We start from the raw sequence: 23,221 nt of genomic DNA on the forward strand, positions 1-23,221 counted from the left end.
TAATTTTATAACCGCCATTCCCGCCGGTGCTCCGATAGGTATTCCTGGGCGGGCCAGAGGTCGTGATCCTGCGGCGGGATCATGCCCCGGCCGTTCAGTGTAACAAGAAAACCCGGCACGTTGGGGTCTGCTACTATCTGGCGCGAGGTGAGGACGTTGTAGTCACTCGATACGCACATCATGCCTTTATCGAATGCCCAGTGGCAAAGCTTGCAAAGCGCCAACCCATTACGGACGTCGTCGTTTTGAGTTTTGCTCCAGGGGACAATGTGGGCGGCGTCGACTGCGGTGTGCTGCTCGGGGGTAATGATGCGTACGCCGCACAAGGCGCACCTGTGGTCATAGGCTTTCACCACCATTCTTCTGAAAGCCTGAGCACGGGCGGCGGGGCGGTAACTTTGTGCCTCGATAATTTCCTTCACTAGCGGCAGGTGCGACTGTTCCTCAAGGATGCGGCTGTACGCGGATGCTTCTCGGTTGATGATCGACTGCTCGCGCAGTAGCAATTGGGCCATGTCCGAGAAACAAGATTGGAACAGGGATTCTCTCAATGCTTCGGCACCGGCTTCGCTCTTCATAAGCAGGAATAATTCGTCATCTAAGGCTGCACCGATGAGGTGCTTGCGAAGATAGGTGACTGTGTTGGTGTTGTTGATGACGGCGGGAGTAAGTTGCTTTCCCGGGAGAGGAACGAGATGCCAGAATGGCTCCCGGTCTAGGTGTGAAAAAGGGAATGCTATGCTGCTGGTCTGCCCGAGGGGCATGATGCGTCGCCAGTAGAGGCCGAAGAGTTCGTTAAGTTCGACAAGGTCACCGGTTGCATCAATGAAAGGTGCCGTGATGACGCCGCGCTGAATGAGGTCTATCACGGCCAACAGCAGGAGTGGCTTGTGTGGCGCCCTGCGCTTTGTCGACTCGGTCCATACGGAGCCGGGTGCGCGATTGAGGGTGGTGAACTGCTTTATGTAGTCGGCTGGCATCACTCTGCTCGATCTCGGAATGTTAATTGACCCAGGTTAGCCAAATTTAAATTAAAGACCGAGAAGAAGCAAGCTTAATGATGGCGGGCGTTGTGGGAGAGTGCGCGGGGGGAGGGGGACATGGGTGAGGGGGGCGGTGGATCATCAAGAGTCCACAGGAATACAGAATGCGTCTTAGTTTTTCTTCAGTTTAGTCCTATGTTTCTCTTCTTTCTTCAACTGCATCAGATCCGATGATGTGAGACAGTTATTACTGCACTCGGCAGCCTCGCGTATAGTTGCCTGCATCCAGGCTGATTCATCGATCCGAATGTAGATTGTGAACTGCGTGCCCTTCTTGTAGACGTACTCTTCAACAGCGACTGCTTCGCCTGCCTCGTTTTCATCCGTTTCTGCGCCCATGCACCACTTTTCCGCAATGGTAGCTCTCCCTCGCTCGTGCCGAGTGCAGGTTCCGGACTTCTTGATTCTGAAAGAAATAGTCTTGCCATCGATATACTCCACTTCCAATGACTGCCGATCGTTTCCATTTGTCAGTGCGAAACGCAGGGGTGACCAGGGAGGACGGGGCATGGCACGTTGGGGGGCATGGCACGGCTCTTCTGCGGCGAGAGCCTGTGTGGGCGACAGGAACAACACGACCACAGCTACAACAAGGATCAGCTTCATTACACCACCTCGTTGTTAATGTTGACCATTCCCAGGCCAGCGTCGCCCCAGCAAGGTCCAACTCTTTTTGGGAAAGACGGACTCCTTCACGCTGTTGCCTTGGTTTCCCCCTAAAAGCCTGAAGTGGGTGGCGGTCTCTTGGATTAGAAAGCCGACGTGGGCACCGGAGGTTGAAAAGCTTCGGTCGGTCGCTTTGGTACTGCAGATAATTGTGATTGCGCCTGGGAAAGCTCCTGCCGGCTCCCCCCAGTGGACCCAACTTTTCGCAGCGGCGGAGTCGGTACCTTTTATTCCCGCCTGCTTGAGGCACCAGTTGACGAAAGAGGAACACCAGGGCGTTTCATCGTCGGTGGCCTTGAGAGTAGTGGTGGCGTGATAGGAGAGAATCCTCGGGTTGTCATCGTGACCGGCCAGTTCCTTTTGCCCTATCTCCTGCCGGGCAATGCTCATCCATGGGGCGCGCTGAAACGGGGACGTCTGGTTTTCGCTGTTCATGATTAGCTCCCTCCGGTTCATTCCTCCTCTTCCGGATCACTGCATTCCGGGCAGTGTGGCTCTCCATTCGCATCGAAGCCGTACTCCTCTCCCTCTGCCAAGTTTCTGCCACACCGTGAGCAGGAGACGGTCTCGTCCTCGGTGGCATAAAGAAACGCCAGCAGGTCCTCAAGGGGGTCAGTCATCGAGCACCTCCTCATCGCTGTATCGTTGGAAGGTTGCCACACAGCCCTCGCATTAGCAATGAGGCGAGTTGCGGAAGGGCACAACTGGTGTGAAGACTCCATCCTCTTTCATGAATGATTAAATAAAATTAATTGACAGGCGAATCGGTGAGGCTATGCTCATCGGAAGCACGTTGAGAGAAATCCTTAGCCCAAGGAGGGATAAGCAATGCTTCAATCGGTGATTCCGGTAACCAACAACGTCTTCGCCATGAACCACTTCGCGGATATGAACCACCACCAGTTGATTGGCTGGCTGCTGGATGCCGCGACCAAACAGGAGCAGCACCCCTACCACAGTACGAACACGCCCGACTGGGTGGCAGGACCGGTGCGCTTCAGGGAACATGCGGCCGCCCTGTCTCAGAAGGAAGAGGCCGCGAAGTACAAGGACATCCTGGCCATGAAGGAACGGGACTTGGAGCGTACCGCTATCCTGGAGTCAATCCACTTCAACGCGAGCTACATCATCATGAGGGCCAGGCATGAAAACGATGAGAGCCTGCTCCAGAACGTGGGGCACGAGTTAAAGGAAAAGACGAAGAGAACCCACGCGTCTACCTCGGTCACCAGGCTGCCGTTGAAGGTGACGGCCAAGAGGGGTGATCAACCGGGATCGATGGTGTTGACCATCGAGCGGGACCCCGGCGCTGGGGTGTACGAAGTCCAGTACTGCAAGGGCGCGCCGACTAGCGAGCAGTCGTGGCAGCCCCTGGGCAACTTCAAAAAGGTCAGGATTTTTGTTCCGGACCTGGAGCGGTCGGGCTGGTACTACTTCAGGGTGAGGAGCCACGGCGACAACGAAACGAGCCCCTGGAGTGCCCCGGTCGATATCATCGTAGGCTAACGACGCAAACATTTGTGACGAGGGCGGCATGGGGCAGGATTGGTGCCCCGCCGCCCTCGATTCTCTTGCCCACCTGAAGTTTCCCATCTCGCCTTCCCTCCACGCTTCCCACTCCTCAAGCACCGTCCCATTCCTTAGCCCAGCCATGCAAAGTGGGGCTCATCACATCGAAACAGCGACGCACTAATTGAAACTTCAGCCGGGAAATTCGAAACGCGGTGTAGCGATTCAAACTGACGGCAGCGTATTTAAATTGTGGTGCAGGGATTAAAACTGTTGCCGGAGTATTGGACCCGCTGAGGAACCCTTGAAACTGCGGCGTGACGATTCGAATTGCCGCGCGGCAGTTAAAACGGCCGGCGCGGAATTTAAACGGCGGCGCAGCAATTAAAACTGAGGCAGAGATGTTAAATCTCGCGCCGCGCGATCAAAACGCTCCGAACGGAATTTAAACGGCGCTGCACGAATTGAAACTGCGGCGGATCGGTTCAAACGCCGGGGCTGATGTTTTAAACGCGCGGGAGCAATTTAAACCTCCGGTAGGAAATTCGAACCGAGGCGGAGGTGTTAAAACTGCGACGTAGGAATAGTAACTGCGGGCTCCAGGTTTCAACCCACGGCCAGAAATGCAAACCGTTAGGCAGCAATTTAAACTGCGGCGTGGGGGGGGGCGAATCGTGGGACGCCATCTGGCGAAGCTGCTGGAGCAGCTGGAGTGACAGGGGCGGGAGCTGAGGGCGGAAAAGGGAGTGCCGGTCCCCATCTTGGGAACCGGCACTTTTCGTTGTGCTGCATCTACTGTTGGCGTGGAGCCTGTGAGGCTATTGCTACTGCGTCTTGAAGTAGTACACCGGCGAGGTCACGGTACTGGTGCCGGCGGTGGAGGACGCCTGGAAGTAGTAGGTGGTCCTGCGCGCGAGCGAAGACAGCGTCAGCACGTGGGAGGTGACCAGGGTGCTGCTGGAAAGCGTCTTGGTCAGACTGCCGGACGAGGTGCCGTAACGGATCACGGAGGTGGAAGCGAGGTTGGTACCCCACTGGATCTTCGCTGTAGTGGTGCCTATCGAACCGGATACGCCGGTGGTAAAGGCGAGGGGCGCGGTCGGTTTGGCGTAGGCCTCGTTGGACAGCGCGGAAGTGCCGGCGCTGTTCACGGCGGCGACCTTGTAATAATAGGTGGTGCCGTTGGCGACGCTGTCGGTGAAAGAGGTGGTGGTGAGCCCGGTTCGCACCGGGGTGGTCCCTTCCTTGCCGGCGGCGGTGCCGCGGTAGACGTTGTAGCCGGTCGCGCCGCTGCTCGCGCTCCAGGTCAGGGCCACGCTCGCGTTACCCGCGGTTGCCTTCAGCCCCGCCGGTGTTGCCGGCACAGTGACGGTGGGCGTCGTCGACGTGGTGGAGGACGACGCGGGCGCCAGGGCGGCTATCAGGTTGGCGCCGTTGAAGGAGCCCCAACCGGTGGCGTTGTCGTAGCCGGTGATGGCGGGGTAGTAGAGGTTGGTGGTGCTGTCGGCGACGTCGTGGAAGCTGGTGCCGTAGCCGGTGCCGACGCCGACCTGGTACAGCACCGGGTTGGCGAAACCCAGCGGCGCCAGGCCGCCGGCGGCGCGTTTCTGGTTCACCCGGGCGGTGAGGCCGGCCCAAAGGGGGGCGGCGCAGCTGGTGCCGCCGTAGATCCACCATTTGCCCTGGAAATAGATGGAGTAGCCGGTGCCGGGGTCGGAGTTGAGGGCGACATCGGGGACGTTGCGCATCACCGAGGACGCGACGTTGCCCAGCTTCTGCTGCCAGCTGGGGATGGGCCAGAAGGAGCTCACGCCGCCGCCTCCGGCGCCATTGCTGATGCTGCCTGCATTCCAGGTGGACTCGCGGCTGTAGCTGCCGCCGCTCACGTAGAGGGTGGTGCCGCCGACGCCGGTCACGTAGGGCTGGGAGGCGGGGTCGTCCACGCTCAGGGTGCTGCCGTTGTCGTAGGCGCCGCTGTCGCCGGCGGCGGCATACACGGTCTGCCCCTGGGCGGCCATCTGCTGGAAGATCGCGTTCTCGCTGGTCAGGAAGGAGGAGCCGCTCTCCCCTTCGCTAAGCCCCCAGGGGCTGCTCACCTGCTTGGCGATGTTGTCGGTGGCGATGCGGTTGTAGGTGTCCAGAACACCCTTGCCGGTGTTGGGGCCCATGTAGACCATGATCTTGCTGGCGCCCGGGGCGAGCGCCATCTGCAGCTCGATGTCGAGGGTGACCTCGCCGGCGCCGGAACCGGGCGTGCCGGAGAAGCCGTCCACCAAGACGTTTTGCAGCGGCACGGCGGTGAGGCCGTAGTAGTTGGCGTAGGTGGTGATGTCGGAGGGGGTATAGCCGTCCAACTGGAACAGCGCGAGCGTCTGGCCGGTGCCGGTCGCGGAGACCTGGGAGAGGTTGTAGGCTGTGGTGATGTCCTTGGGGGTCATGCCGCCGCCGGGGCCGGTGCCGATCTGGTAGGGGGTGGCCATGGGGGCGTCGGCGGCGCGGGTGGCGAGGCTGTGGGTGTGCCAGACGCCGGCGCTGTCCAGGCCGACCATGCCGGAGATGCGGGCGGCGATGGCGTTGGGGACGCCCGGCTCTCGGTCGGGGGCGACGAAGAAGTGGCCGCTGTGGGCCTGGTACTGGTGCATCCGCATGTCGAAGGCGGCCTCGACGACTGCGGCGGGGCCGGCGACGTCCAGTATGGTGCGGTTGGCGTGGGTGCCGGTGATGGTGAGCCCCAGGCTGCGGGCGTAGGTTTTGACCGCGTCGTAGTCGGCGGCGGTGGGCGCGAAGCGCTCGTTGAACTGGGAGCTGGTCAGGTAGTGGCCGTAGAGCGGGTCGGACCGGTCGTAGACGCGGCGCAGCAGGTCGTCAAGCGCCTGCTGGTTGCGCAGCGGCAGGGTGAAGGAGAACCTCATCTGCGCAACCGCAGGGAGTCTGCCGAGCCGCCTGGCGCTGGCCACGCTGCGGGCCGGTACGTGTCCCGCGACGCGGACCTGTGCCGAGCTGTCGGCCCAGCATGATGACGGGGCTCCCGCCGCCATGGCGACGAAAAGGAGTCCGAGGCAAAGGGGGAACAGTTTTAACGCGACTTTCAAGACGAGCCTCCGAGCAAGGGGTGAATGGGAAGTTTTGTGCGGCAGGAATCCCTTCGGCATCCCGGCGCGGAACTTTAATGAGATCGAAATAAAATCTTTGTGGCGAGCGAACTTAGCGGAATCGTTGCGGTGTCCGAGGACGCAACTGAGACGGCAGGTACTGTCACGGTTTTTGCATTTCTGCGAAAAAAGCAGTTAAAAGGCGGCAAAAGATGCAAATGGCTGGAGTAGCGTCCGTTTCGGGGCAAAGCGGGGCGAGCCGCCGGATTTTCATTTGCAAATCTGCAAAAGCAGGGGAAACGGCGAGGTAGAAGGTGGTGCCGTAAGTGTTCGAAAAAAATGAGTATTTTTACGTGGCGATATTGCATGGTGGCGGTACGGTAATTGCGTATACGGAATGGATAGCGAGATATCGCAATGCAAAACAGGAGGGTACAAATGAATAATGTGAAACTGGGAAATCCTGCGGTAGTCGGTCTTGCTGGCTTCGGTATGACGACATTCGTGCTGCAATGCCACAACCTGGGCTGGTGCGGTATTGCCCCCGTGCTCTGGCTCGGTCTCTGCTTCGGCGGGACGGCACAGTTGATCGCCGGTCTCATGGAGTTCAAGACCGGTAACAACTTCGGCTTCTGCGCCTTCACCGGCTACGGGGCGTTCTGGATTTCGCTCTGCCTCATGATCATCTTCGGCAAGAACGCGGACCTCGTGAAGGCGTATCCGACCCTTGCCTTCAACGCCAACGACCTCGGCTTCTACCTGGTGGCCTGGACCGTGTTCACCTTCATCCTGTTCATCGCCTCGATGAAGCACCACGCGACCCTCGCCTTCATCTTCCTCACCCTGCTCCTGGGCTTCATCGGGCTGGACGTGAAAGAGTTCACCGGCAGCGCGCTGGCCGGCACCTTCGCGGCTTACGACCTGCTGGTATGCGCTTTCTCCGCGCTCTACCTGATGGCCGTCGCGGTCTACGCCGAGTCCGGCATCAACCTGCCGGTGGGCGAGCCTTGGCTGAAGGAAAGCACGGCTGCGGAAGGTGTTCTTGCTGCTGAGAAGGTTAAGGCTTAAGACTTCCCGTAAAATCGAAAGCAGTTACGCAAAGAACTCGAAGTAGGCGCAAAGGGCGCTGAGAGAAGCTTTTAGGCTGTGGTTTTACTCCCTAAAGTCTTTTCTTCCCGTCCTTTGCGGATACTCGGCGTGCTTCGCGTAACTGCTTTTCTTGTTTGGGGCATAGTTTTTAAAAGCGGTTACGCAAAGAACTCGAAGTAGGCGCGAAGGGCGCTAAGAGAAGCTTAGGCTGTGGTTTTACCCCCTGAAGTCTTTTCTTCCCGTCCTTTGCGGATACTCGGCGTGCTTTGCGTAGCTGCTTTTCTTGTTTGGGGCATAGTTTTTAAAAGCAGTTACGCAAAGAACTCGAAGTAGGCGCAAAGGGCGCTAAGAGAAGCTTAGGCTGTGGTTTTACCCCCTAAAGTCTCTTCTTTCGGTCCCTTGGGGATACTCGGCGTTCTTTGCGTAGCTGCTTTTCTTGTTTGGGGCATAGTTTTTAAAAGCGGTTACGCAAAGAACTCGAAGTAGGCGCAAAGGGCGCTGAGAGAAGCTTAGGCTGTGGTTTTACCCCCTAAAGTCTTTTCTTCCCGTCCTTTGCGAAGACTCGGCGTGCTTTGCGTAACCGCTTTTTTATATCCTATCTACCACAGGTAGATGGACTTGTTGTCGAAGCGGTCTTTGTGGAAATAGAGGAAGACGTTGAGCAGCAGGAACAACAGGAACACGCAGAAGGCGTTGATACGGTAGCCGTAGTCGGGGACGAGGGCGCCGGAGGCGGTGACGACCTGCTGGACGGGGAGCATGATGAGGTTAGCCATGCCGCTGGCGCTGGCGGCAAAGTTGTAGGCGATCAGCAGCCAGAGGGTGAGCCGCTGCCGCTTCAGGATCCCCACGATCAGGTAGAGGGAGACGATACTGTTGGCGAAGATGAGGTGCTCAGCCTCGTCCCCCTTGCAGAGCCGCCCCATGAAAGGGAAGTCCCCCCCCAGGTCGGAAAGCGTGACCAGCATGGCGAGGAGGTACACGCCGGTCAGCGGGATCAGCACGAAGTTCCTCTTCTTGTCATCCTCTGATGCCACGATCCTGTCCGTTTCTTTCAAGAGCGCCCTCGTTTTTCACCGTTATCTGGAGCGCGGCTATCTTAACAGGCGGGGACTTCAATTGACAATTGATAATTGACAATGGGCAATTGACCGCGGAAGACAAAGGCTTTAACGCAAAGCCGCAGAGACGCTAAGACAACCAAACACAATTGGTTTACCCAACAGACTATCTTTGCGCCTTCGCGCCTTTGCGTTACGACAAGACTGGCTTTAACGCAAAGACGCAAAGACGCAAAGACGCAGAGACGCAGAGACGCAGAGACGCAGAGACGCAGAGGCGCGAAGAAAACCAAACGACTACATGTTTACCCCAATAGACTATCTTTGCGCTTTCGCGGCTTTGCGTCAGACAAGACTGGTTTTAACGCAAAGCCGCAGAGGCGCTAAGCGAAGCACACGACAACTGGTTTTAGCACCAGACTATCATTGCGCCTTTGCGGCTTTGCGTGAGGCCGAAGTTGGATGTTCGCCTTTAGGTGTTGCAAAAATCATCTGGAGCGGGTACGGATGCTGTCATGGGAAAGACTTCCGACAACATCCGCAAGCTCTACCTCTTCTCCTTCCTGCAGATGATGCTGTTCCCGATGGCGATCATCACGCTCTTCTGGAAGGACCACGCCGGGCTGTCGCTGACCCAGATCCTGCTGCTGCAGAGCATCTTCTCGGTGGCAACGCTGGCGCTCGATTACCCGGCGGGGTACGTGAGCGACCGGCTCGGCTACCGCTGCGCACTCAACATCTCGGCACTCCTGGGCATCGTAGGGTGGGGGATCTACGTCTGGGCCGACTCGTTCGCGACGGTGCTGGCGGCGGAGATCGTGCTCGGCATGTCGCTCTCCTTCATCAGCGGCTCGGACAGCGCACTCCTGTACGAGACGCTGCGGGCCCAAGGGGAGGAACAGAACTACGCGCGGCACCAGGGACGCATGCACGGCCTGGCCCAGGCGGGCGAGGCGGCCGGGGCCATCCTGGCCGGCGTCATCTACGCCTTCGAACCGAGGCTCCCCTTCATTCTGCAGGTGGCGGTCTGGTGCGCGGGGCTCCTGGTGACCAGGCAACTGGTGGACGTCCCCCGGGCCCACGCGCCGGTCCGCTCCCACTTGGCCGAGGCGCTCGCCACCGCCCGCTACGCCTTCCGGGAGAACCGGCACCTGCGCTACACCATCCTGCTCAACACGGTGCTGGGGGTGGCGTCGTTCTACCCGGTCTGGCTGATCCAGCCCTACATGCAGCACGCCGGCGTCCCGGTGGCCTGGTTCGGACCGGTCTGGGCGGGGGCCAACCTCACCGTGGCACTGTGCGCCCTCGCCAGTCACCGCCTGTACGGCCGGCTGGGAGACCGGGGCATGGTCCTGCTCTTCCTGGTGCTGGTGGCGGTGGGGTACCTGGGGCTCGGGCTCGCGGGGGGGATCGGCGGCTTCCTGTTCTACTACCTCTTGACCTGCATGCGCGGGCTGCGCGGGCCGATGATGCTCGCCCATACCCAGCGCGAGTCCGCCAGCGCCAACCGCGCCGCGACGCTGTCGCTGCAGTCGGTGTCGTTTCGACTCCTGTTCGTGGCGACGGGGCCGCTGGTGGGGAGGCTCGCGGACCAGGGGGGAGTGGGGCACAGCTTTTACCTGCTGTTTTACACGTTTTTGGTTACGCTGCCGGTGCTTGCTTTCCTGTTTTTGAGGCATGCGCCGCGGGAAAGGGTAAGCTGAAAAAGGGTCCAGGCAACAGATTTCCAGCCACGTCGAGCACCACGGTCCGCCTCACAGGATGGACCTCAGCCAGTCGAACTCGCGGCAGATCAGGTCCTCCGCAGGGAGCTCCGATACCTCGGGGATGTAGGTTTCGATCTCCAACAAGGCACCGCGCGGACGGCAGGAGAGGACTTCCCTGATGAAGGCGTTGGTGCTGCCGTAACTCTTGTTGCCGTCGTCGAAGATGGGAAGGTGGTAGTGCACCAGCCACTCCCCGGACAGCGGCGGGGGCGCGGCCAGGGCGTGAGAGATGTCGCCGAAACGGCGAATGTCGGAGCCGGCGACCAGGGTGGCCTGGTGCAGGTAGCGTTCCTCGTCGAAAACGGCGAGGGCGCCGGGGGGGACGGCGGGAAGGCGGATCGCGGAGGAGACGTGGATCTTCGCCACGGGGATGCGGGCCGCGGCCAGGACGGCGAAGGCCTCGCGCGGTTCCTCGAGGACCACCGCGGCGTGGCAGCAGTCGAAGCAGACGCCGAGATGGGGCCTCAACTGCTCGGGGAGCTCCAGCGTCGCCACGAAGCCTGCCACCTCGCGGCATGTTTCCAGGAAGCAGTCCGGCTCGGGCTCCAGTGCGAGGATGATGTTGATGCCGCGCCCGGCGTGGCGGGCGAGTTCCTGCAGCACCAGGACCAGGTGCTCGCGCACCCGCGTGAACTCCTCACGGGAGACGGAAGGGCCGTAGCAGACGGGGAGCGTCGAGATGGAGCCGGTGCACCCCTCCGGGAGCCAGAGCGCGAGAAGGCGCACCAGGTCCAGGGTGTACTCGACCCGCGCCGGTTCGCGCCAGTCGGGGAGGTAGGCGTGCTCCTTGACCGGCGTGTCGTGGAACGCGCCGTAGGGGAAGCCGTTCAGGGTGGGGACAAAGCAGCTGTTGCGCTTGCATTCCTCGAGGAACTCCCGGGCGAGCTCCGGGGTCGCCTCGCGCGCCGCCCGCGCCGACAGGCGCAGCCCGACGGGGAAAGGGCGGTCCGGAAAGACCCGCCGCTTCACCTCGAGGACGCGCGGCCAGACCGCGGTGCGGACCTCTTCCCAGCTCTCGCCGCGGTGTATGTTGGTGCAGTAGGTCAACATGGGTATAAAAAGCGCTGGCCCAGAAACGCCAGGCAGCAGGTAACGGCGATGGTAATCCTTATGAGATCGCGCATGGTACCCTCTTCGTTGATTGTAAAAGCTTAACAATGGTAGGTGCCGGTTGCTCTTTGTCAACTCGAAGCAGTAGTGCGCGTGCCGGGGGGAGGGTAGTAAGGGAGTAATGGGAGTACGATTCGGGTAAATAAAAAAAGCTGGTTCCCGATGGATACCAGCTTCATCGTCCTTTCGGGCCGCCGGACATGGCGACCGGGCGGCAAAGGAATCACATGGTGCGCCCCTTGCGACCGGAATGGATGTTGCCATGGTGGGTGATGACGTGGACGTTGTGGTTGGGCTCGCGCCGCATCATCATCTCGTGCTTGGGCGGCACCAGGGTCTTCTTGCCGCTGCGCTCACGCTCCATCATGACTTTCATCCTGGGCGTCATCGGCGTCTTCATCTCTTTCATAGCAGACACCTCCTTTCTCTCTGGTAACCAGTATATCACTCACAGGCTGCAACTCACAGAGTCATAGCGATGGGCGGTTGCATTTTCTTATTGAAAGATCCGCTTTACGCGCCATACTTGTGCACTGGCTGCATGACACGAGAATCCGATGCAAGGAGGAACAGTATGAAGCGCAATCTGTTGTTTTGTCTCCCGGTGCTGGTGTGCCTCGCCCTGTCGGGCTGCGTAACGAGCGGTACCTACCAGAAAAAGGAGCTCGAGGCCCAGAACCTGGAGAAAAGCCTCCAGGAACAGCGGGGACAGTACAACATCCTCATGGGTGAAAACGACCAGCTCAAAAACGACATCAAGAAGCTGACCACGGAACTGGCGGCGATGACCGGCGAGAGAAACGCCCTCGCCACGGACAAGAAGGGGCTGGAGGAGACGCTGAAATCGACCTCGGACGCCAAGAACCAGAAGATCGGCGAGCTGAGCCAGAAGGTGGGCGACCTGAACCTCAAGGTAGGGGACCTGACCCAGAAGACGGCGGACCTCGAGGCGGAGAACAAGCGGCTCAAGGACGAGGTGGCGCGGCTGCAACAGCAGAAGGAGGAAGTCCAGAAGACCAGCAAGACCTACGGCGACCTCCTGGAGCAGATGAAGGGGGAGATCTCCAAGGGGCAGGTGACCATCTCCGAGCTGAAAGGGAAGCTCACCGTGAACATGGTCGACTCGGTGCTTTTCGATTCCGGCAAGGCCGAGGTGAAGCCGGAGGGGCTGGTCGTGCTGCAGAAGGTGGTCGACATCCTGAAGACGGTGAAGGACAAGGCGGTCCGGATCGAGGGGCACACCGACAACGTGCAGATCGTCGGGCAGCTGGCCAAGCGCTACCCCACCAACTGGGAGCTCTCGGCAGCCCGCGCCATCAACGTGACCCGCTACCTGCAGCAGCAGGGGCTTGACCCGGCGCTGCTGGCTGCGGTGGCCTACGGGGAATTCAAGCCGGTGGCGGCAAACGATACCGACGAGGGACGCGCGAAGAACCGCAGGATCGAGATCGTGCTGGTGGCGAAGGAATAAAGCGCTCACGCAAAGGCGCAAAGACGCAAAGAAAGACAAAAGGCTCTGAGAGAAAAACTCAGGGCCTTTTTTTTAGACAAAAAGCATGACCACAGAGGACACGGAGGTCCACAGAGGACACAGAGAAAAAGCAGGGGAAATACTGATCTTTAACCCTGTGTCCGCCCTGGCTTTTCCTCGGTGTACTCTGTGTTCCGCATTTTAGGTTTTGATCTAAGAAGAAAGTGGTACAACTAAGGGAGATTGTTAACGCTGAACGCTTAGGAGTTTCATTATGACCACCCCGTCGGAGACCTCGTTCATTCATACCCTGTCGCTAGCCGACGATCTTTCGCTGCGCCGCCGCTTCATGGTGATGGACGAGGACCTTTTGGGCAACCTGCGCTTCGGACTGCTCCTCGAGATCCTGGACAAGGTGGCGGAGGAGACGGCACTTCGGTATGTGAACCGGTTCTACCCGGACGCACGGGTGGTGACGGCGGCCATTGACAACATCATCGTGCGCCACGTGGCGGACGTGACGCGGGACATCGTCTGCGAGGCGCGCATCAACCAGGTGGGGAGGTCGTCGCTGGTGATCGGCATCCGCGTGGAGCAGCCGGGAAATCCTGCCAACCATGTCGCTTCCTGCTACTTCACCATGGTGGCGCGGTCGGGGATGGGGGAGGGGGCGGTGAGCGTGGCCCTGCCGCCGCTCGACTACGCGACCGAAAGGGAGCAGGCACGGGCGAGAAAGGCGGTGGCGCGCCGGGAGGAGTACCGGCAGCAGCAGGCGCTTATGTCGGAACCGCCCAGCCTCGATGAATACCGGATGCTGGCCGCGCTGCACAAGGCGCAGGACGAGCCGGGTTTCCAGGGGCTTCTGGCGGGACAGCTTTCAGCGGATTCCTGGGAGAGGATGTACCCGGAGTTCGAGAACGTGCCGCAGAAGATCTTCGGCGGCTACCTGGTACGCAAGGCCTACGAACTGTCGTCGATCTGCTCGGAACTGGTGGCGCCGGACCGGTCGGTGATGGCGGCGGTGAACCGGATCAACTTCTTTCATCCGGTGCGCATGGGGGACAAGCTGCACTACACGAGCCGGGTGGTGTTCACCTGCGACAGCTATGTCTGCGTGGAGGCCAACATCGAGCGCATCAGCCGCGACCGCACCAGCAAGGCGCTTTCCAACTCGTGCCTTTTCACCTTCGTCAACGTGGACCGGGAGCTGGTGCACCGGCCGGTACCGGCCGTCTATCCGACCACCTACGCCGAGGATGCCAGGTACCTGGAGGCAGAGCGGAGCTTCGCGGCGCTGTCGGAACATCTAACCTAACGGATGTTGTACGTTCTATGTTCTACGTTGAAAGGCAAAGACGAAAACTAAACTTTGCCGTGGCAAAAGGGGGCGGCTTCGCAGCTGGCGCACATCGAGGGGATGCCGCGGGCTGACGCGATCTGCACCGCCCGCTCCTGCACCTCTCCGGGTACACCTTCTGACCCGATCACCAGCGCGTCCACGTCATCCATGCTTTCCAAGGTGGTCACCAGCGCGGGGTGCACCATGCGCAGGTCGAACCCGGCCCGCGCGGCCGACGTCATCCAGTCCCACCCTACCGTGTTTTCATTGCCCACAACTGCTATGCACATAGGTCCCCCCGTTCGAACCTGGTCAGCCGGTGCCTCAGACATATCGCTCTCTGGAAAATGAATGTTACTTTCAGTAACATCGTCGGGCATCGCTTGTCAATCCAAAAGCTAAAGCGACAGGAGATGTCTTTAGCCCTTGCGGAAATGATGGCATCCTCCCCCACCCCCGTACCCCCTCACGCGAGGGGAGGGGGCTGTCTTTTGCAGTTCTGCAAGACGTGCTTTGCTTTTTCGCGAAATGACCGCGCTGTTTCAAGGCAAAATGAACACTCTTAGCGCAGTCTCCTGTGGAAAACTTAAGAGGAATTGGAGCACGTTCTTGTGTTAAAGTTGCGCATATTGCGTCATTTTTGAGCATTGTTGCACCCGGCTATGCCTGGTGCCGTCAGCAGTGCCGCACATTTGAGATGTCGCCGCTCGATTGGTATATATCATGCTATTTGACGGGACATACCACTTACCACTGCTTTCACAGATCGAGCAGAAGCGAGGGCCGAGATGGACACTTACACGATCGATGTAGAACTGGAACACTACTATGGGGACCGGATGAAGACCAGCAGCCGGGAAGCCTGCCGCCGTTTCTACCTGCGCGCCGTGTCACGCTGCAACGGAGCGGAACTGGAGCGATACCTCAAGCTGGTCAAGGCGCACGCTTCGGTGTACTCGTCGGTGCACCACATGTTCCGCTCTCCTTTCAAGCATGTCGAACTGCCGCTTTTGCTGACCAGCCTCGTGCTGCTTGTATCCAGTGTGGTCATGGTGTTGTCCGGTGAAACCAGCGCGCTGATCGCAGGCGGCACCTCGGCTGGGCTGATCGGAGTGTTGCAGTGCGTCCGGCAACTGATCAGGAACTGGCAGCAGCACTCGGTACGCGAGGCGGTGTTCAGCGAGTTCGCCGAGTTCCTGCAGCGGGAAACAAACCATTAACATGGAGAAAATCTGAGGACATCTGAGAAACCAAAGGCCGGAGAAAAGACTTAATGCTATTCTCAGATTTCCTCAGATGTTCTCCTTGTAACCGGTTTATGGTTTCCTTGGCTGTTATTTCCGGTATAGTGTTTCCTGCCTTAGCGACAACATCCCAATGATGGAGGTAGGAAGCATGAAACGCCTGATTTTTCTCAGCCTGATACTTGTTCTCGTTGTGCCCGTGACTGCATTGGCCAGTCTGGATTCGTTCCTCTCCAGCCTGAATGTACAGGCCCGCGCCGACATGTCCGGGTTCTCGGCGAAAGTGAGCGCCCAGTTCGGCGTCCCGACCGCCAAGGTGCAGATGGTGCTGCAATCGGTCCCGGAGCCCGCGGATGCCTTCATGCTGTTCCAACTGGGGCAGTTCTCCGGCAAGCCCGTGGACCAGGTTTACCAGGTGTACCAACCGAACAAGAAGAAGGGGTGGGGTGCCATCGCCAAGGAACTGGGAATCAAGCCGGGCTCTTCCGAATTCCATGCCCTCAAGAGGGGTGATCTCCGCCTGACCGGACAGCCGGTGGGGCGCGGCGGGGACGAAGATGCCGGCCCCGGCAAGGGGAAAGGGAAGGGGCACGGCAAGGGGCACAACAAGTAGCGGATCAACTGCGCAGCAATTTTTAAAAAGCAAAGGCCGGGTTTTCACCCGGCCTTTTTCTGTTTTCTGTCTGCCGTGCGTTGGTTAGAGCCGGAACTGCCGCACCAGGCTTTCCAGGCTCTGGGCGCTGTGCGCCAGCTGGGAGGCCGCGGCGGCCGTCTCGTTGGCGCCGCGCGCCGTGTGCTGCACCACGTCGGTGACCTGTTGCACGTTCATGGTGATCTCGCTGGTGGTCGCGGTCTGCTCTTCGGCCGCGGTGGCGATCTGGTTGACCTGCATGCTGACCTCGCCGATCTGCTGCAGGATCATCTGCAGCGCCTCGCCCGACTGCTGGGACGACTCGGTCCCTTTTTCCACCTCGACCACCCCTTCCTCCATGGCGCTCACCGCCGCCTTGGTCTCGTCCTGGATGGCCTTGATCATGTTGCCGATCTCCTTGGTGGCCCTGGTGGTCCGCTCCGCGAGGGCGCGCACTTCGTCGGCGACCACGGCGAAGCCGCGTCCCTGCTCGCCGGCGCGCGCCGCCTCGATGGCGGCGTTGAGCGCGAGCAGGTTGGTCTGGTCGGCGATGTCCTCGATGGTGGCGATGATGTCGCCGATCTGCTCGGAGCGGGCTCCGAGGCTCTCCACCGTGCCGGCGCTGTCCTTGACCCGCTCGGCGATGCGCACCATCCCCGCGATGGTCTCCTGCACCACGTGCCCCCCCTGGGCCGCCGATTCACTGCTCTGGCGTGAGGCCTCGGCGGCCCGGACGCAGTTCTGGGCGATGTCGCCGCTGGTGGCCGCCATCTCCTCGCTGGCGACCGCCACCGAACTGGTCTGGGAAGCGAGCTCCTCGGCGCCGGTGGCGATCTGCTCGGCCGTGGCCCGGAGCTGCTGCGAGGCGGAGGCGATTTCGCTGGAACTCTCCGACACCCGGCCGAGCATCTCGCGCAGGTTCCCCACCACCTGGCGGGTCGATTCGGCGAGCCTGTCGTTGGCGGCGATGAGCTCCGAGATCGGCGCGGTAATGCTGTGCACGATCATCAAGGCCAAAAGGATCGAGAGGATGACGGCGACGACGAGGAGTCCGACCACCACCATGCGCCCTTGGTCGATCATCTGCTTCGATTCCTCGCCGACCCGCACCATCTCCTTGTCCTGGTGGGAGAGCATCTTGTCAATGGCGCCGAAGAAGGCGCTCTGCGCCTTGCGCATGGACCCGATAAGTTCCTGCCCCGCCTTGTCCTTGCCGCCGGCCTTGATGGTGGCTACGACATGGTGCTGGGCCTCCTGGTAGACGGCCCTGGCCTCGACCACCTCCTTCAGCGCGACCTTGCCGGCGTCGCTGTGGGCGGATTTCTTGAGTTCCTCGATGCGCTGGTCGACCGCCTGGAGCGATTCTCCGATGCGTTTCTCTTCCTTTTGCACCTCCTGCGGGTCCTGAAGGATGACCATGTTGCGCAGGCCGCGGGCGACGACGTTGACCTGCGACTTGAGGTCGTTGAGCGCTACGGTCTTGGGCCACTTGTCCTCGATGAGGGTGCTTACCTCGCGGTCGAAGGCCGCCATCCTGTTGATGGAGTAACCTCCCACCACCGTCATAAGAACCATTACGACGGCAAAGGCAATTCCAAGTCTGGTACGAAGCTTGACTCCCGAAAGCGTCATTGTCGTTTCCTCCTGAGGTCATAGTCTCAGAGCACCATCTGGTCTTTCTATTAGCGATATCGACACAATGTTTCTTCATCTTGAGTGGAAAAACCCAATACTCTGACCTTTCCTCTTTTTGCCGTTGACTTGCCGTTTGGAGCGGGGGATGACCGCGCCCTGGAAATTTCGTGTTTCGGCAGACACGTTACGCTGCTGCGGCAGGCCTTGAGCTTCGTCATTGCCATCGTCATCGGGCTGGCCATGGGGGAGCTGCTATGAAACAGAAGCTTGCCGACTACCGGCTCTTTTTCATCGTGCTCGCAGCGAACCTGGCCCTCTCCCTGTGGCGGCCGCGTCACAGGAGCCCGTGTGTAAAGGCCGGGGAGGGAAACCGGCCTGCCACAGAGCGACGGTGTGTGACATCACCAGGTGCGGCTCTTGACAGTGGCCGCGCTGCTGCTAGTCTGGTGACCGTAGCGCCGATGCAGTTTTGAGTCAGGAAGTGCCGGGCAGGTGCCTGATACTTGGTAGGAGGTGGGCTATGAGTGAAAACTCCCTCGCCAACAGCATCGATTCTCGAGTGGTTATAGTCGGCCCCAACCATTTTCAGAATACCCTCCTGGCCACCTTCATCGAGAATTACAGCATTTGCAGCTGCTGCGTGATGGACAGCCTGGACAGCTTCATCCTCTGCCACCAGGAAAGTTTTCCCTGCCGTATCGCCCTCCTCTACGATTGCTTCGGACTCCAGCACCAGACGCTCAGCGACTCCCTGCAGCTCGAACTGCGCGAGCTCCCCTGCGAACTCTCCCTGGTGCTCTTCAACTTGGACCGGCACCTGGCCATCGATAAGGAGGCCATCGAGGTGGGAGTCCAGGGGATCTTTTTCGGGGATGATTCGGTGCAGACCGTGCTGAAGGGGCTGGCGGCGATCTTCGAAGGGGGGCTGTGGATCTCGCGCCAGATGATGACCGAGGTGATCCTGGAGCATGGTTTCGCCCACCGGCGCAGGAAGATGGCGGCGCACGACGTGGTGCAGCACAGCCTGACCCACCGGGAGGTAGAGATCCTCGGCCTGCTCTCCGCCGGCGCCACCAACAAGTACATTTCCGATACCCTCTTCATAAGCCCCCACACCGTGCGCACGCACCTGAACAACATCTTCCGCAAGATCAACGTCTCGAGCCGCCTGGAGGCCGCCGTTTGGGCGGCGGACTCTCTTTTCCTGCCCCAATACCGGAACTGACCCGGTCCCACCCCGCCATAAGGCTGCGGCTACGCCGTCTTGCGTAGGCGCCGTCAAGGGGAAATACAGCGCCTAATACTCCAATCCTCGTATTCATCGCCTGCCGACTCGCGTTGTACAATCGTCCCAGAATAATCGGCAGCGCCTGTCGCCCACCGGCGGAGGGAGTCTCCGCAATCCTCACCTGAAAACATGCATCAGCACCTGATATGCCTCTATCTTCGGACGGCAGGGCGCACGGTCGCCCCGGAGCAGAAGAGACAGGAGGATGCCATGTGCGGTCAAAAGGTACTTGCCTGGTTCATCGCCCTCTCCATCGTTTCCCTCATCGCCCCGCAAGGAACCACGTGCTGGGCCAAAGAATCCGCAAGGCGCGAGGTCACCGTGAACGGACTTGTTGCGGAGGGCTCCGTCGACGGCGCGATCCCCGGCGCGTTGCAGGCCCGCTCGGAGCGCGGCACCCGGTTGTGGGTGGTGCAGTTCGACGGCCCGATCACGGAACAGCAGCGCAAAGAGGTGGAGTTGCTCGGGGCACGCCTGCACGACTATCTGCCGGAATTCGCCTTCCTGGCCGGCATGGAGGACGCCACCCGGAAGCGGGTGCAGGCGCTTTCATTTGTCGAGGGGGTGACCCGTTTCCATCCCGCCCACAAGATGAACGGCAAGCTGCGCAGCCTGGCGCTGCAGCCGGCCGGAGACGCTTTGAGGCTGCAGGTGAAGCTGGACGCCCCTGCCTCGCTGCCCCAGGTACTGGCCGAACTGAGGCGGCAGGGAGTGGAGCTGCTGGACGTGGGACGCGATACGGTCATGGTGCGGGCCGAGCCCGGCGCGATTGCCGGCCTGGCTGCACGGGAAGAGGTGCTCTGGATCGGAGAGCACGTGGAGATGGAGCTTCTCAACGATAACGCGCGGTGGGTGATCCAGAGCAACGTCCCCGGGCGCGTGGCGATCTGGGACCAGGGGATCCACGGTGAGGGGGAGATCGTCGGGGTGGGTGACTCCGGGCTCGACCACGACATCCCCTGGATCCGCGACCCGGCCGGCACCCCCATCGGGGCCGCGCACCGAAAGCTCGTGGGATACGACACCACCTACGGCGACGATTACGACAGCGACTACCCCGGGCACGGGACCCATGTCTGCGGGACCCTGGCCGGAGACCGCACCCCGGTGGACGGGCTGGACGCCGCCAACGGCATGGCCCCCAAGGCCAGGCTTTTCCTGCAGGACCTCACCCCCGGTGGGGGGAGCTATGTCTACCCTCCCGCTGACCTCGGCCTGCTCTTCGGCCGCGCCTACCAGGTGGGGGCGCGCCTGCACAGCAACAGTTGGGGCAACTCCGACCGGAGCTACAGCCTCTCCACCCAGAGTGCGGACCGTTTCCTCTGGGACCACAAGGATTTCCTGGTGCTGGTCGCCAACGGCAATTCCGGCCCCTCCCGCTCCACCGTGGGGAATCCCGCCAACGCCAAGAACGTGATCAGCGTGGGGGCCGGCTACAACGGCAGCGAGGCCCAGAACCTGGCTTCCTTCAGCAGCAGGGGGCCGACCAATGATGGCCGCATCAAGCCCACCCTGACCGCGCCGGGGGTGAACCTCATCTCCGCCGATTCGGACGGGCAGAAGGGGAGCTTCAACAGCGGCACCTTGGCGATGAGCGGCACCTCGATGGCCACCCCCACCGTGGCCGGCGCGGCCGCACTGGTGCGCCAGTACTTCGCCCTTGGCTATTACCCGCAGGGTACCCCTGTCACTGGCAACTCCTTCTCTCCCACGGGTGCGCTGGTCAAGGCGGTGCTGATCAACAGCGCACAGGAGATGACCGGTTCCGGGACCGACGGACCGGTACCGTCCACGGGGCAGGGCTGGGGGCGGGTCCAGCTGGACCGGGTGCTGCCATTTGCCGTAGATGCCGGGCGGCTTGCCGTGGTCAGCAACGACGCGGGGCTGGCTACCGGAGAGACCTGGAACGGTACTTTCCCGGTCGCAGGAGGTGAGCCCTTCAAGGTCACCTTGGTGTGGACCGACTACCCGGGTGGCATCGGGGCGGTCAAGGCCCTGGTCAACGACCTGGATCTGACCGTTACCGCCCCTGACGGCACTGTGTTGGCGGGGAACGCGTTTGCCGCGGGCGAATCGGTGCCGGGGGGCGCGGCGGACCGGTTGAACGTGGAGGAACAGGTGCTGGTCAAGGCTGCGACGGCGGGCACGTACCGGGTCGCCGTGTCCGCTTACAACGTGCCGTGGGGTCCGCAGCCGTTCGCCCTGGTGGCAACCGGTGTCCTCGGTGCCAGCCCGTGCGGCACGCTGACCCTGGACCGAAAGAACTACAATTCAGCCGGGTTGGTGCAGCTCCGGCTGGTCGACACCGGGTTGGACCTGGATCATCAGGCCCTGGAACAGGTGTCGATCCGGGTGACGAGCTACGCCGAGCCTGCCGGCGAGATGGTGGCACTGCGGGAAACGGCCCCGGGGAGTGCGATCTTCACCGGTGAGCTGCGGCTGGCGCCGCTGCCCTCGCTTCCCGCCGACGGGGTGCTGCAGGTGAACGGCAGCGACACCATCACTGCGAGCTACCAGGACGCCGATGACGGGTCCGGCAAGGCGGCAGTGGTGACGGCAAGCGCGGTGGTGGAAAACGTGCCGCCGATCTGCTCTGGGCTTGGCGTCAGCGCGAAGGCCGACACCACCGCGACCATGGTATGGCGCACCGACGAGCCGGCGAGCACGCAGCTCAGGTACGGGACTTCGCCGGCTCTGGGCGCCAGCGTGGCGGATGGCAGGCTGCTTACCCAACACGAGATGACGCTTGCCGCGCTCGCGGAGGCAAGCGGCTATTACGTCACCGTCACCGCGACCGACGAGGCCGGGAACTCCTCCACGTGCAGTACCGGCTTTGCGACACTGAGCCTCCCCCCCTCACTGCTGGCGATTTCTTCCACCGGGAGCGTGACCTACCGCGAGACCGCAGTGATCTCCGGGACCAGCACCGACCCGTCGGGGGTGGCGTCCGTCACCGTGAACGGGGCTGACGCGAGCTACCGGGCGAGCGACGGCTACTTCGAACTGGAACTCCCCCTTACCCTGGGCGACAACCTCTTCCGCGTCCTCGCCAGCGATACCCTCGGCAACACCATCAGCCAGGACCTCACGGTGACTCGGTTGGCCAAGGGGGACCTCGTGGTGCAGTCGGTTTCCGGGCCGGCCTCGGCGACCCAGGGGGCCAGCATGACGGTGAGCGATACCGTCTGCAACAACGGCCCGGGAGAGACAAGGTCGTTCCAGGTCGGATACCTGCTCTCCGCTGATGCCGCGTATTCTGCCGATGATCGTGTCATCGGCAGCCGTAGCGTCACCGTGGCCCTTGCACCGGACAGCTGTGCCAGCGCCAGCAGCGCTATAACCCTCCCGGTCACGCTGCCCGGCGGCACCTACTACCTAGTTGCCTGCGCCGACTACGGTAACACCGTCGAAGAAAGCGATGAGACCAACAACTGCCGGGTCGGCACCTCGCTGTTGCTGCCAGCGCAGCGGATTCCTCCTCCTGCCGGTATCAGCGTGCCGGCCAGCAACAGCACCGGAAAGTTCACCGTGTTCTGGAGTTCCTGCAGCGTGAGCGGCGTGACCTACGTCCTTGAGTACAGCCAGGACGGTGGCGCCTGGACCGAGCTTTACCGCGGTACCGGCACCTACGCCTACCCGATCGTGACGCAAAACGGCAGCTACGGTTTCCGTGTCAAGGCAATCAAAAGCGGCTATGCCGACAGTCCCTACACCGTCTCCGCCACCGCCTGCGCGGTCCACCTCGTCTGTGGGGCCCCCGCGGCCATCACGGTGCCGGCAACCAACAGCACGGGGCAGTTGCAGGTTTACTGGCAGGGCAGCAACATCTCCGGCGTCACCTACGTGCTGGAGTCCCGCCTGGGGGACGCCCCCTGGGTCGAGGTGAGTCGCGGCACCGGCACCTACGTCTATCCGAAGGTGACCCAAAACGGCAGCTACGGCTTCCGGGTCAAGGCGGTGAAGACCGGCTATGACGACAGCCCGTACACCGTCTCCGCTACCGTCTGTGCGGTCCACCTGGTGTGTGGGGCTCCCGGGGGCGTCGCAGTGCCGAGCAGCAACAGTACGGGACAGTTCCAGGTCTACTGGCAGGGCAGCAACATCTCCGGCGTGACCTACGTGCTGGAGTCCCGCCTGGGGGATGCCCCCTGGGTCGAGGTGAGTCGCGGTACGGGCACCTACGTCTACCCGAAGGTGACGCAAAACGGCAGCTACGGCTTCCGGGTCAAGGCGGTGAAGACCGGCTATGACGACAGCCCGTACACCGTCTCCGCTAC

The 23,221-nt window shown here is 61.3% G+C and carries 19 protein-coding genes; 9 read left to right on the top strand and 10 right to left on the bottom strand.

The annotated features are described in order from the left end of the window. Positions 1 to 5: 5 nt before the first annotated feature. From JFN90_RS21520 to JFN90_RS21535, 4 genes are all read right to left on the bottom strand, one after another. The gene (locus tag JFN90_RS21520; RefSeq protein WP_199397188.1) at positions 6 to 980 is read right to left on the bottom strand and encodes an HNH endonuclease; all 975 of its coding nucleotides are present in this window, start codon (positions 978 to 980) and stop codon (positions 6 to 8) included. Between the two features lie 174 nt (positions 981 to 1,154). Further along, entirely contained in the window at positions 1,155 to 1,649 is a 495-nt protein-coding gene (locus tag JFN90_RS21525; RefSeq protein ID WP_199397189.1) for a hypothetical protein, read from the bottom strand. A gap of 15 nt (positions 1,650 to 1,664) precedes the next feature. Beyond that, a complete protein-coding gene (locus JFN90_RS21530; protein WP_199397190.1) occupies positions 1,665 to 2,144 on the bottom strand; it encodes a TIGR02594 family protein in 480 nt (159 codons plus the stop codon). A gap of 17 nt (positions 2,145 to 2,161) precedes the next feature. Beyond that, positions 2,162 to 2,329: a hypothetical protein gene (locus tag JFN90_RS21535; protein WP_199397191.1), complete on the bottom strand. Its 168-nt coding sequence runs from the start codon at positions 2,327 to 2,329 to the stop codon at positions 2,162 to 2,164. Between the two features lie 208 nt (positions 2,330 to 2,537). Between JFN90_RS21535 and JFN90_RS21540 the strand changes: the two genes are divergently transcribed. Next, on the top strand, positions 2,538 to 3,215 hold the full coding sequence (locus tag JFN90_RS21540) for a fibronectin type III domain-containing protein (protein ID WP_199397192.1): 678 nt from the start codon (positions 2,538 to 2,540) through the stop codon (positions 3,213 to 3,215). An 827-nt stretch (positions 3,216 to 4,042) separates the two neighbouring features. Here JFN90_RS21540 and JFN90_RS21545 read toward each other — a convergent pair. Further along, a complete protein-coding gene (locus JFN90_RS21545) occupies positions 4,043 to 6,310 on the bottom strand; it encodes a protease pro-enzyme activation domain-containing protein (RefSeq protein ID WP_199397193.1) in 2,268 nt (755 codons plus the stop codon). Between the two features lie 438 nt (positions 6,311 to 6,748). On the opposite strand from JFN90_RS21545, the gene JFN90_RS21550 reads away from it, so the two are divergent. Continuing rightward, positions 6,749 to 7,378, top strand: a complete 630-nt coding sequence (locus JFN90_RS21550; protein WP_199397194.1) for an acetate uptake transporter — start codon at positions 6,749 to 6,751, stop codon at positions 7,376 to 7,378. A 620-nt stretch (positions 7,379 to 7,998) separates the two neighbouring features. Here the strand turns inward: JFN90_RS21550 and JFN90_RS21555 are convergent. Then, positions 7,999 to 8,457 (bottom strand): hypothetical protein, encoded by a 459-nt coding sequence (locus JFN90_RS21555; RefSeq protein WP_199397195.1) that lies wholly within the window; start codon positions 8,455 to 8,457, stop codon positions 7,999 to 8,001. A 518-nt stretch (positions 8,458 to 8,975) separates the two neighbouring features. Between JFN90_RS21555 and JFN90_RS21560 the strand changes: the two genes are divergently transcribed. Beyond that, positions 8,976 to 10,163, top strand: a complete 1,188-nt coding sequence (locus JFN90_RS21560; protein WP_199397196.1) for an MFS transporter — start codon at positions 8,976 to 8,978, stop codon at positions 10,161 to 10,163. A gap of 51 nt (positions 10,164 to 10,214) precedes the next feature. On the opposite strand, the gene eboE is transcribed toward JFN90_RS21560, so the two are convergent. Continuing rightward, positions 10,215 to 11,276, bottom strand: a complete 1,062-nt coding sequence (gene eboE / locus JFN90_RS21565; protein WP_199397197.1) for a metabolite traffic protein EboE — start codon at positions 11,274 to 11,276, stop codon at positions 10,215 to 10,217. 283 nt (positions 11,277 to 11,559) lie between these two features. After that, positions 11,560 to 11,745, bottom strand: a complete 186-nt coding sequence (locus JFN90_RS21570; RefSeq protein ID WP_199397198.1) for a hypothetical protein — start codon at positions 11,743 to 11,745, stop codon at positions 11,560 to 11,562. 165 nt (positions 11,746 to 11,910) lie between these two features. Between JFN90_RS21570 and JFN90_RS21575 the strand changes: the two genes are divergently transcribed. Together JFN90_RS21575 and JFN90_RS21580 are read left to right on the top strand one after the other, a co-directional pair. Beyond that, a complete protein-coding gene (locus JFN90_RS21575; protein WP_199397199.1) occupies positions 11,911 to 12,807 on the top strand; it encodes an OmpA family protein in 897 nt (298 codons plus the stop codon). Between the two features lie 274 nt (positions 12,808 to 13,081). Next, positions 13,082 to 14,122: an acyl-CoA thioesterase gene (locus JFN90_RS21580; RefSeq protein WP_199397200.1), complete on the top strand. Its 1,041-nt coding sequence runs from the start codon at positions 13,082 to 13,084 to the stop codon at positions 14,120 to 14,122. A 47-nt stretch (positions 14,123 to 14,169) separates the two neighbouring features. On the opposite strand, the gene JFN90_RS21585 is transcribed toward JFN90_RS21580, so the two are convergent. Continuing rightward, positions 14,170 to 14,436, bottom strand: coding sequence for a hypothetical protein (locus tag JFN90_RS21585; RefSeq protein ID WP_199397201.1), 267 nt, complete (start codon positions 14,434 to 14,436; stop codon positions 14,170 to 14,172). Between the two features lie 498 nt (positions 14,437 to 14,934). Here JFN90_RS21585 and JFN90_RS21590 point away from each other — a divergent pair, with 498 nt between their 5' ends. Both JFN90_RS21590 and JFN90_RS21595 read left to right on the top strand, forming a co-directional pair. Then, complete coding sequence (locus JFN90_RS21590) at positions 14,935 to 15,366, top strand: GSU0071 family protein (RefSeq protein WP_199397202.1); 432 nt, start codon at positions 14,935 to 14,937, stop codon at positions 15,364 to 15,366. A gap of 175 nt (positions 15,367 to 15,541) precedes the next feature. Further along, on the top strand, positions 15,542 to 16,003 hold the full coding sequence (locus JFN90_RS21595) for a hypothetical protein (protein ID WP_199397203.1): 462 nt from the start codon (positions 15,542 to 15,544) through the stop codon (positions 16,001 to 16,003). A gap of 84 nt (positions 16,004 to 16,087) precedes the next feature. Here the strand turns inward: JFN90_RS21595 and JFN90_RS21600 are convergent, their stop codons facing one another. Beyond that, positions 16,088 to 17,653: a methyl-accepting chemotaxis protein gene (locus JFN90_RS21600; protein WP_199397204.1), complete on the bottom strand. Its 1,566-nt coding sequence runs from the start codon at positions 17,651 to 17,653 to the stop codon at positions 16,088 to 16,090. Positions 17,654 to 18,176: 523 nt separating this feature from the next. On the opposite strand from JFN90_RS21600, the gene JFN90_RS21605 reads away from it, so the two are divergent. Together JFN90_RS21605 and JFN90_RS21610 are read left to right on the top strand one after the other, a co-directional pair. Continuing rightward, the gene (locus tag JFN90_RS21605; RefSeq protein WP_199397205.1) at positions 18,177 to 18,881 is read left to right on the top strand and encodes a helix-turn-helix transcriptional regulator; all 705 of its coding nucleotides are present in this window, start codon (positions 18,177 to 18,179) and stop codon (positions 18,879 to 18,881) included. A 273-nt stretch (positions 18,882 to 19,154) separates the two neighbouring features. Then, on the top strand, positions 19,155 to 23,221 hold a 4,067-nt coding region (locus JFN90_RS21610; RefSeq protein ID WP_199397206.1), incomplete at its 3' end, for a S8 family serine peptidase.

This window comes from Geomonas propionica, assembly GCF_016458235.1.
GTDB lineage: Bacteria > Desulfobacterota > Desulfuromonadia > Geobacterales > Geobacteraceae > Geomonas > Geomonas propionica.

Coding starts and splice junctions, on each gene's coding strand:
- JFN90_RS21520 (WP_199397188.1), bottom strand. CDS start 980: ATGCCAGCCGACTACATAAAGCAGTTCACCACCCTCAATCGCGCACCC.
- JFN90_RS21525 (WP_199397189.1), bottom strand. CDS start 1,649: ATGAAGCTGATCCTTGTTGTAGCTGTGGTCGTGTTGTTCCTGTCGCCC.
- JFN90_RS21530 (WP_199397190.1), bottom strand. CDS start 2,144: ATGAACAGCGAAAACCAGACGTCCCCGTTTCAGCGCGCCCCATGGATG.
- JFN90_RS21535 (WP_199397191.1), bottom strand. CDS start 2,329: ATGACTGACCCCCTTGAGGACCTGCTGGCGTTTCTTTATGCCACCGAG.
- JFN90_RS21540 (WP_199397192.1), top strand. CDS start 2,538: ATGCTTCAATCGGTGATTCCGGTAACCAACAACGTCTTCGCCATGAAC.
- JFN90_RS21550 (WP_199397194.1), top strand. CDS start 6,749: ATGAATAATGTGAAACTGGGAAATCCTGCGGTAGTCGGTCTTGCTGGC.
- JFN90_RS21560 (WP_199397196.1), top strand. CDS start 8,976: ATGGGAAAGACTTCCGACAACATCCGCAAGCTCTACCTCTTCTCCTTC.
- eboE (WP_199397197.1), bottom strand. CDS start 11,276: ATGTTGACCTACTGCACCAACATACACCGCGGCGAGAGCTGGGAAGAG.
- JFN90_RS21570 (WP_199397198.1), bottom strand. CDS start 11,745: ATGAAAGAGATGAAGACGCCGATGACGCCCAGGATGAAAGTCATGATG.
- JFN90_RS21575 (WP_199397199.1), top strand. CDS start 11,911: ATGAAGCGCAATCTGTTGTTTTGTCTCCCGGTGCTGGTGTGCCTCGCC.
- JFN90_RS21580 (WP_199397200.1), top strand. CDS start 13,082: ATGACCACCCCGTCGGAGACCTCGTTCATTCATACCCTGTCGCTAGCC.
- JFN90_RS21585 (WP_199397201.1), bottom strand. CDS start 14,436: ATGTGCATAGCAGTTGTGGGCAATGAAAACACGGTAGGGTGGGACTGG.
- JFN90_RS21590 (WP_199397202.1), top strand. CDS start 14,935: ATGGACACTTACACGATCGATGTAGAACTGGAACACTACTATGGGGAC.
- JFN90_RS21595 (WP_199397203.1), top strand. CDS start 15,542: ATGAAACGCCTGATTTTTCTCAGCCTGATACTTGTTCTCGTTGTGCCC.
- JFN90_RS21600 (WP_199397204.1), bottom strand. CDS start 17,653: ATGACGCTTTCGGGAGTCAAGCTTCGTACCAGACTTGGAATTGCCTTT.
- JFN90_RS21605 (WP_199397205.1), top strand. CDS start 18,177: ATGAGTGAAAACTCCCTCGCCAACAGCATCGATTCTCGAGTGGTTATA.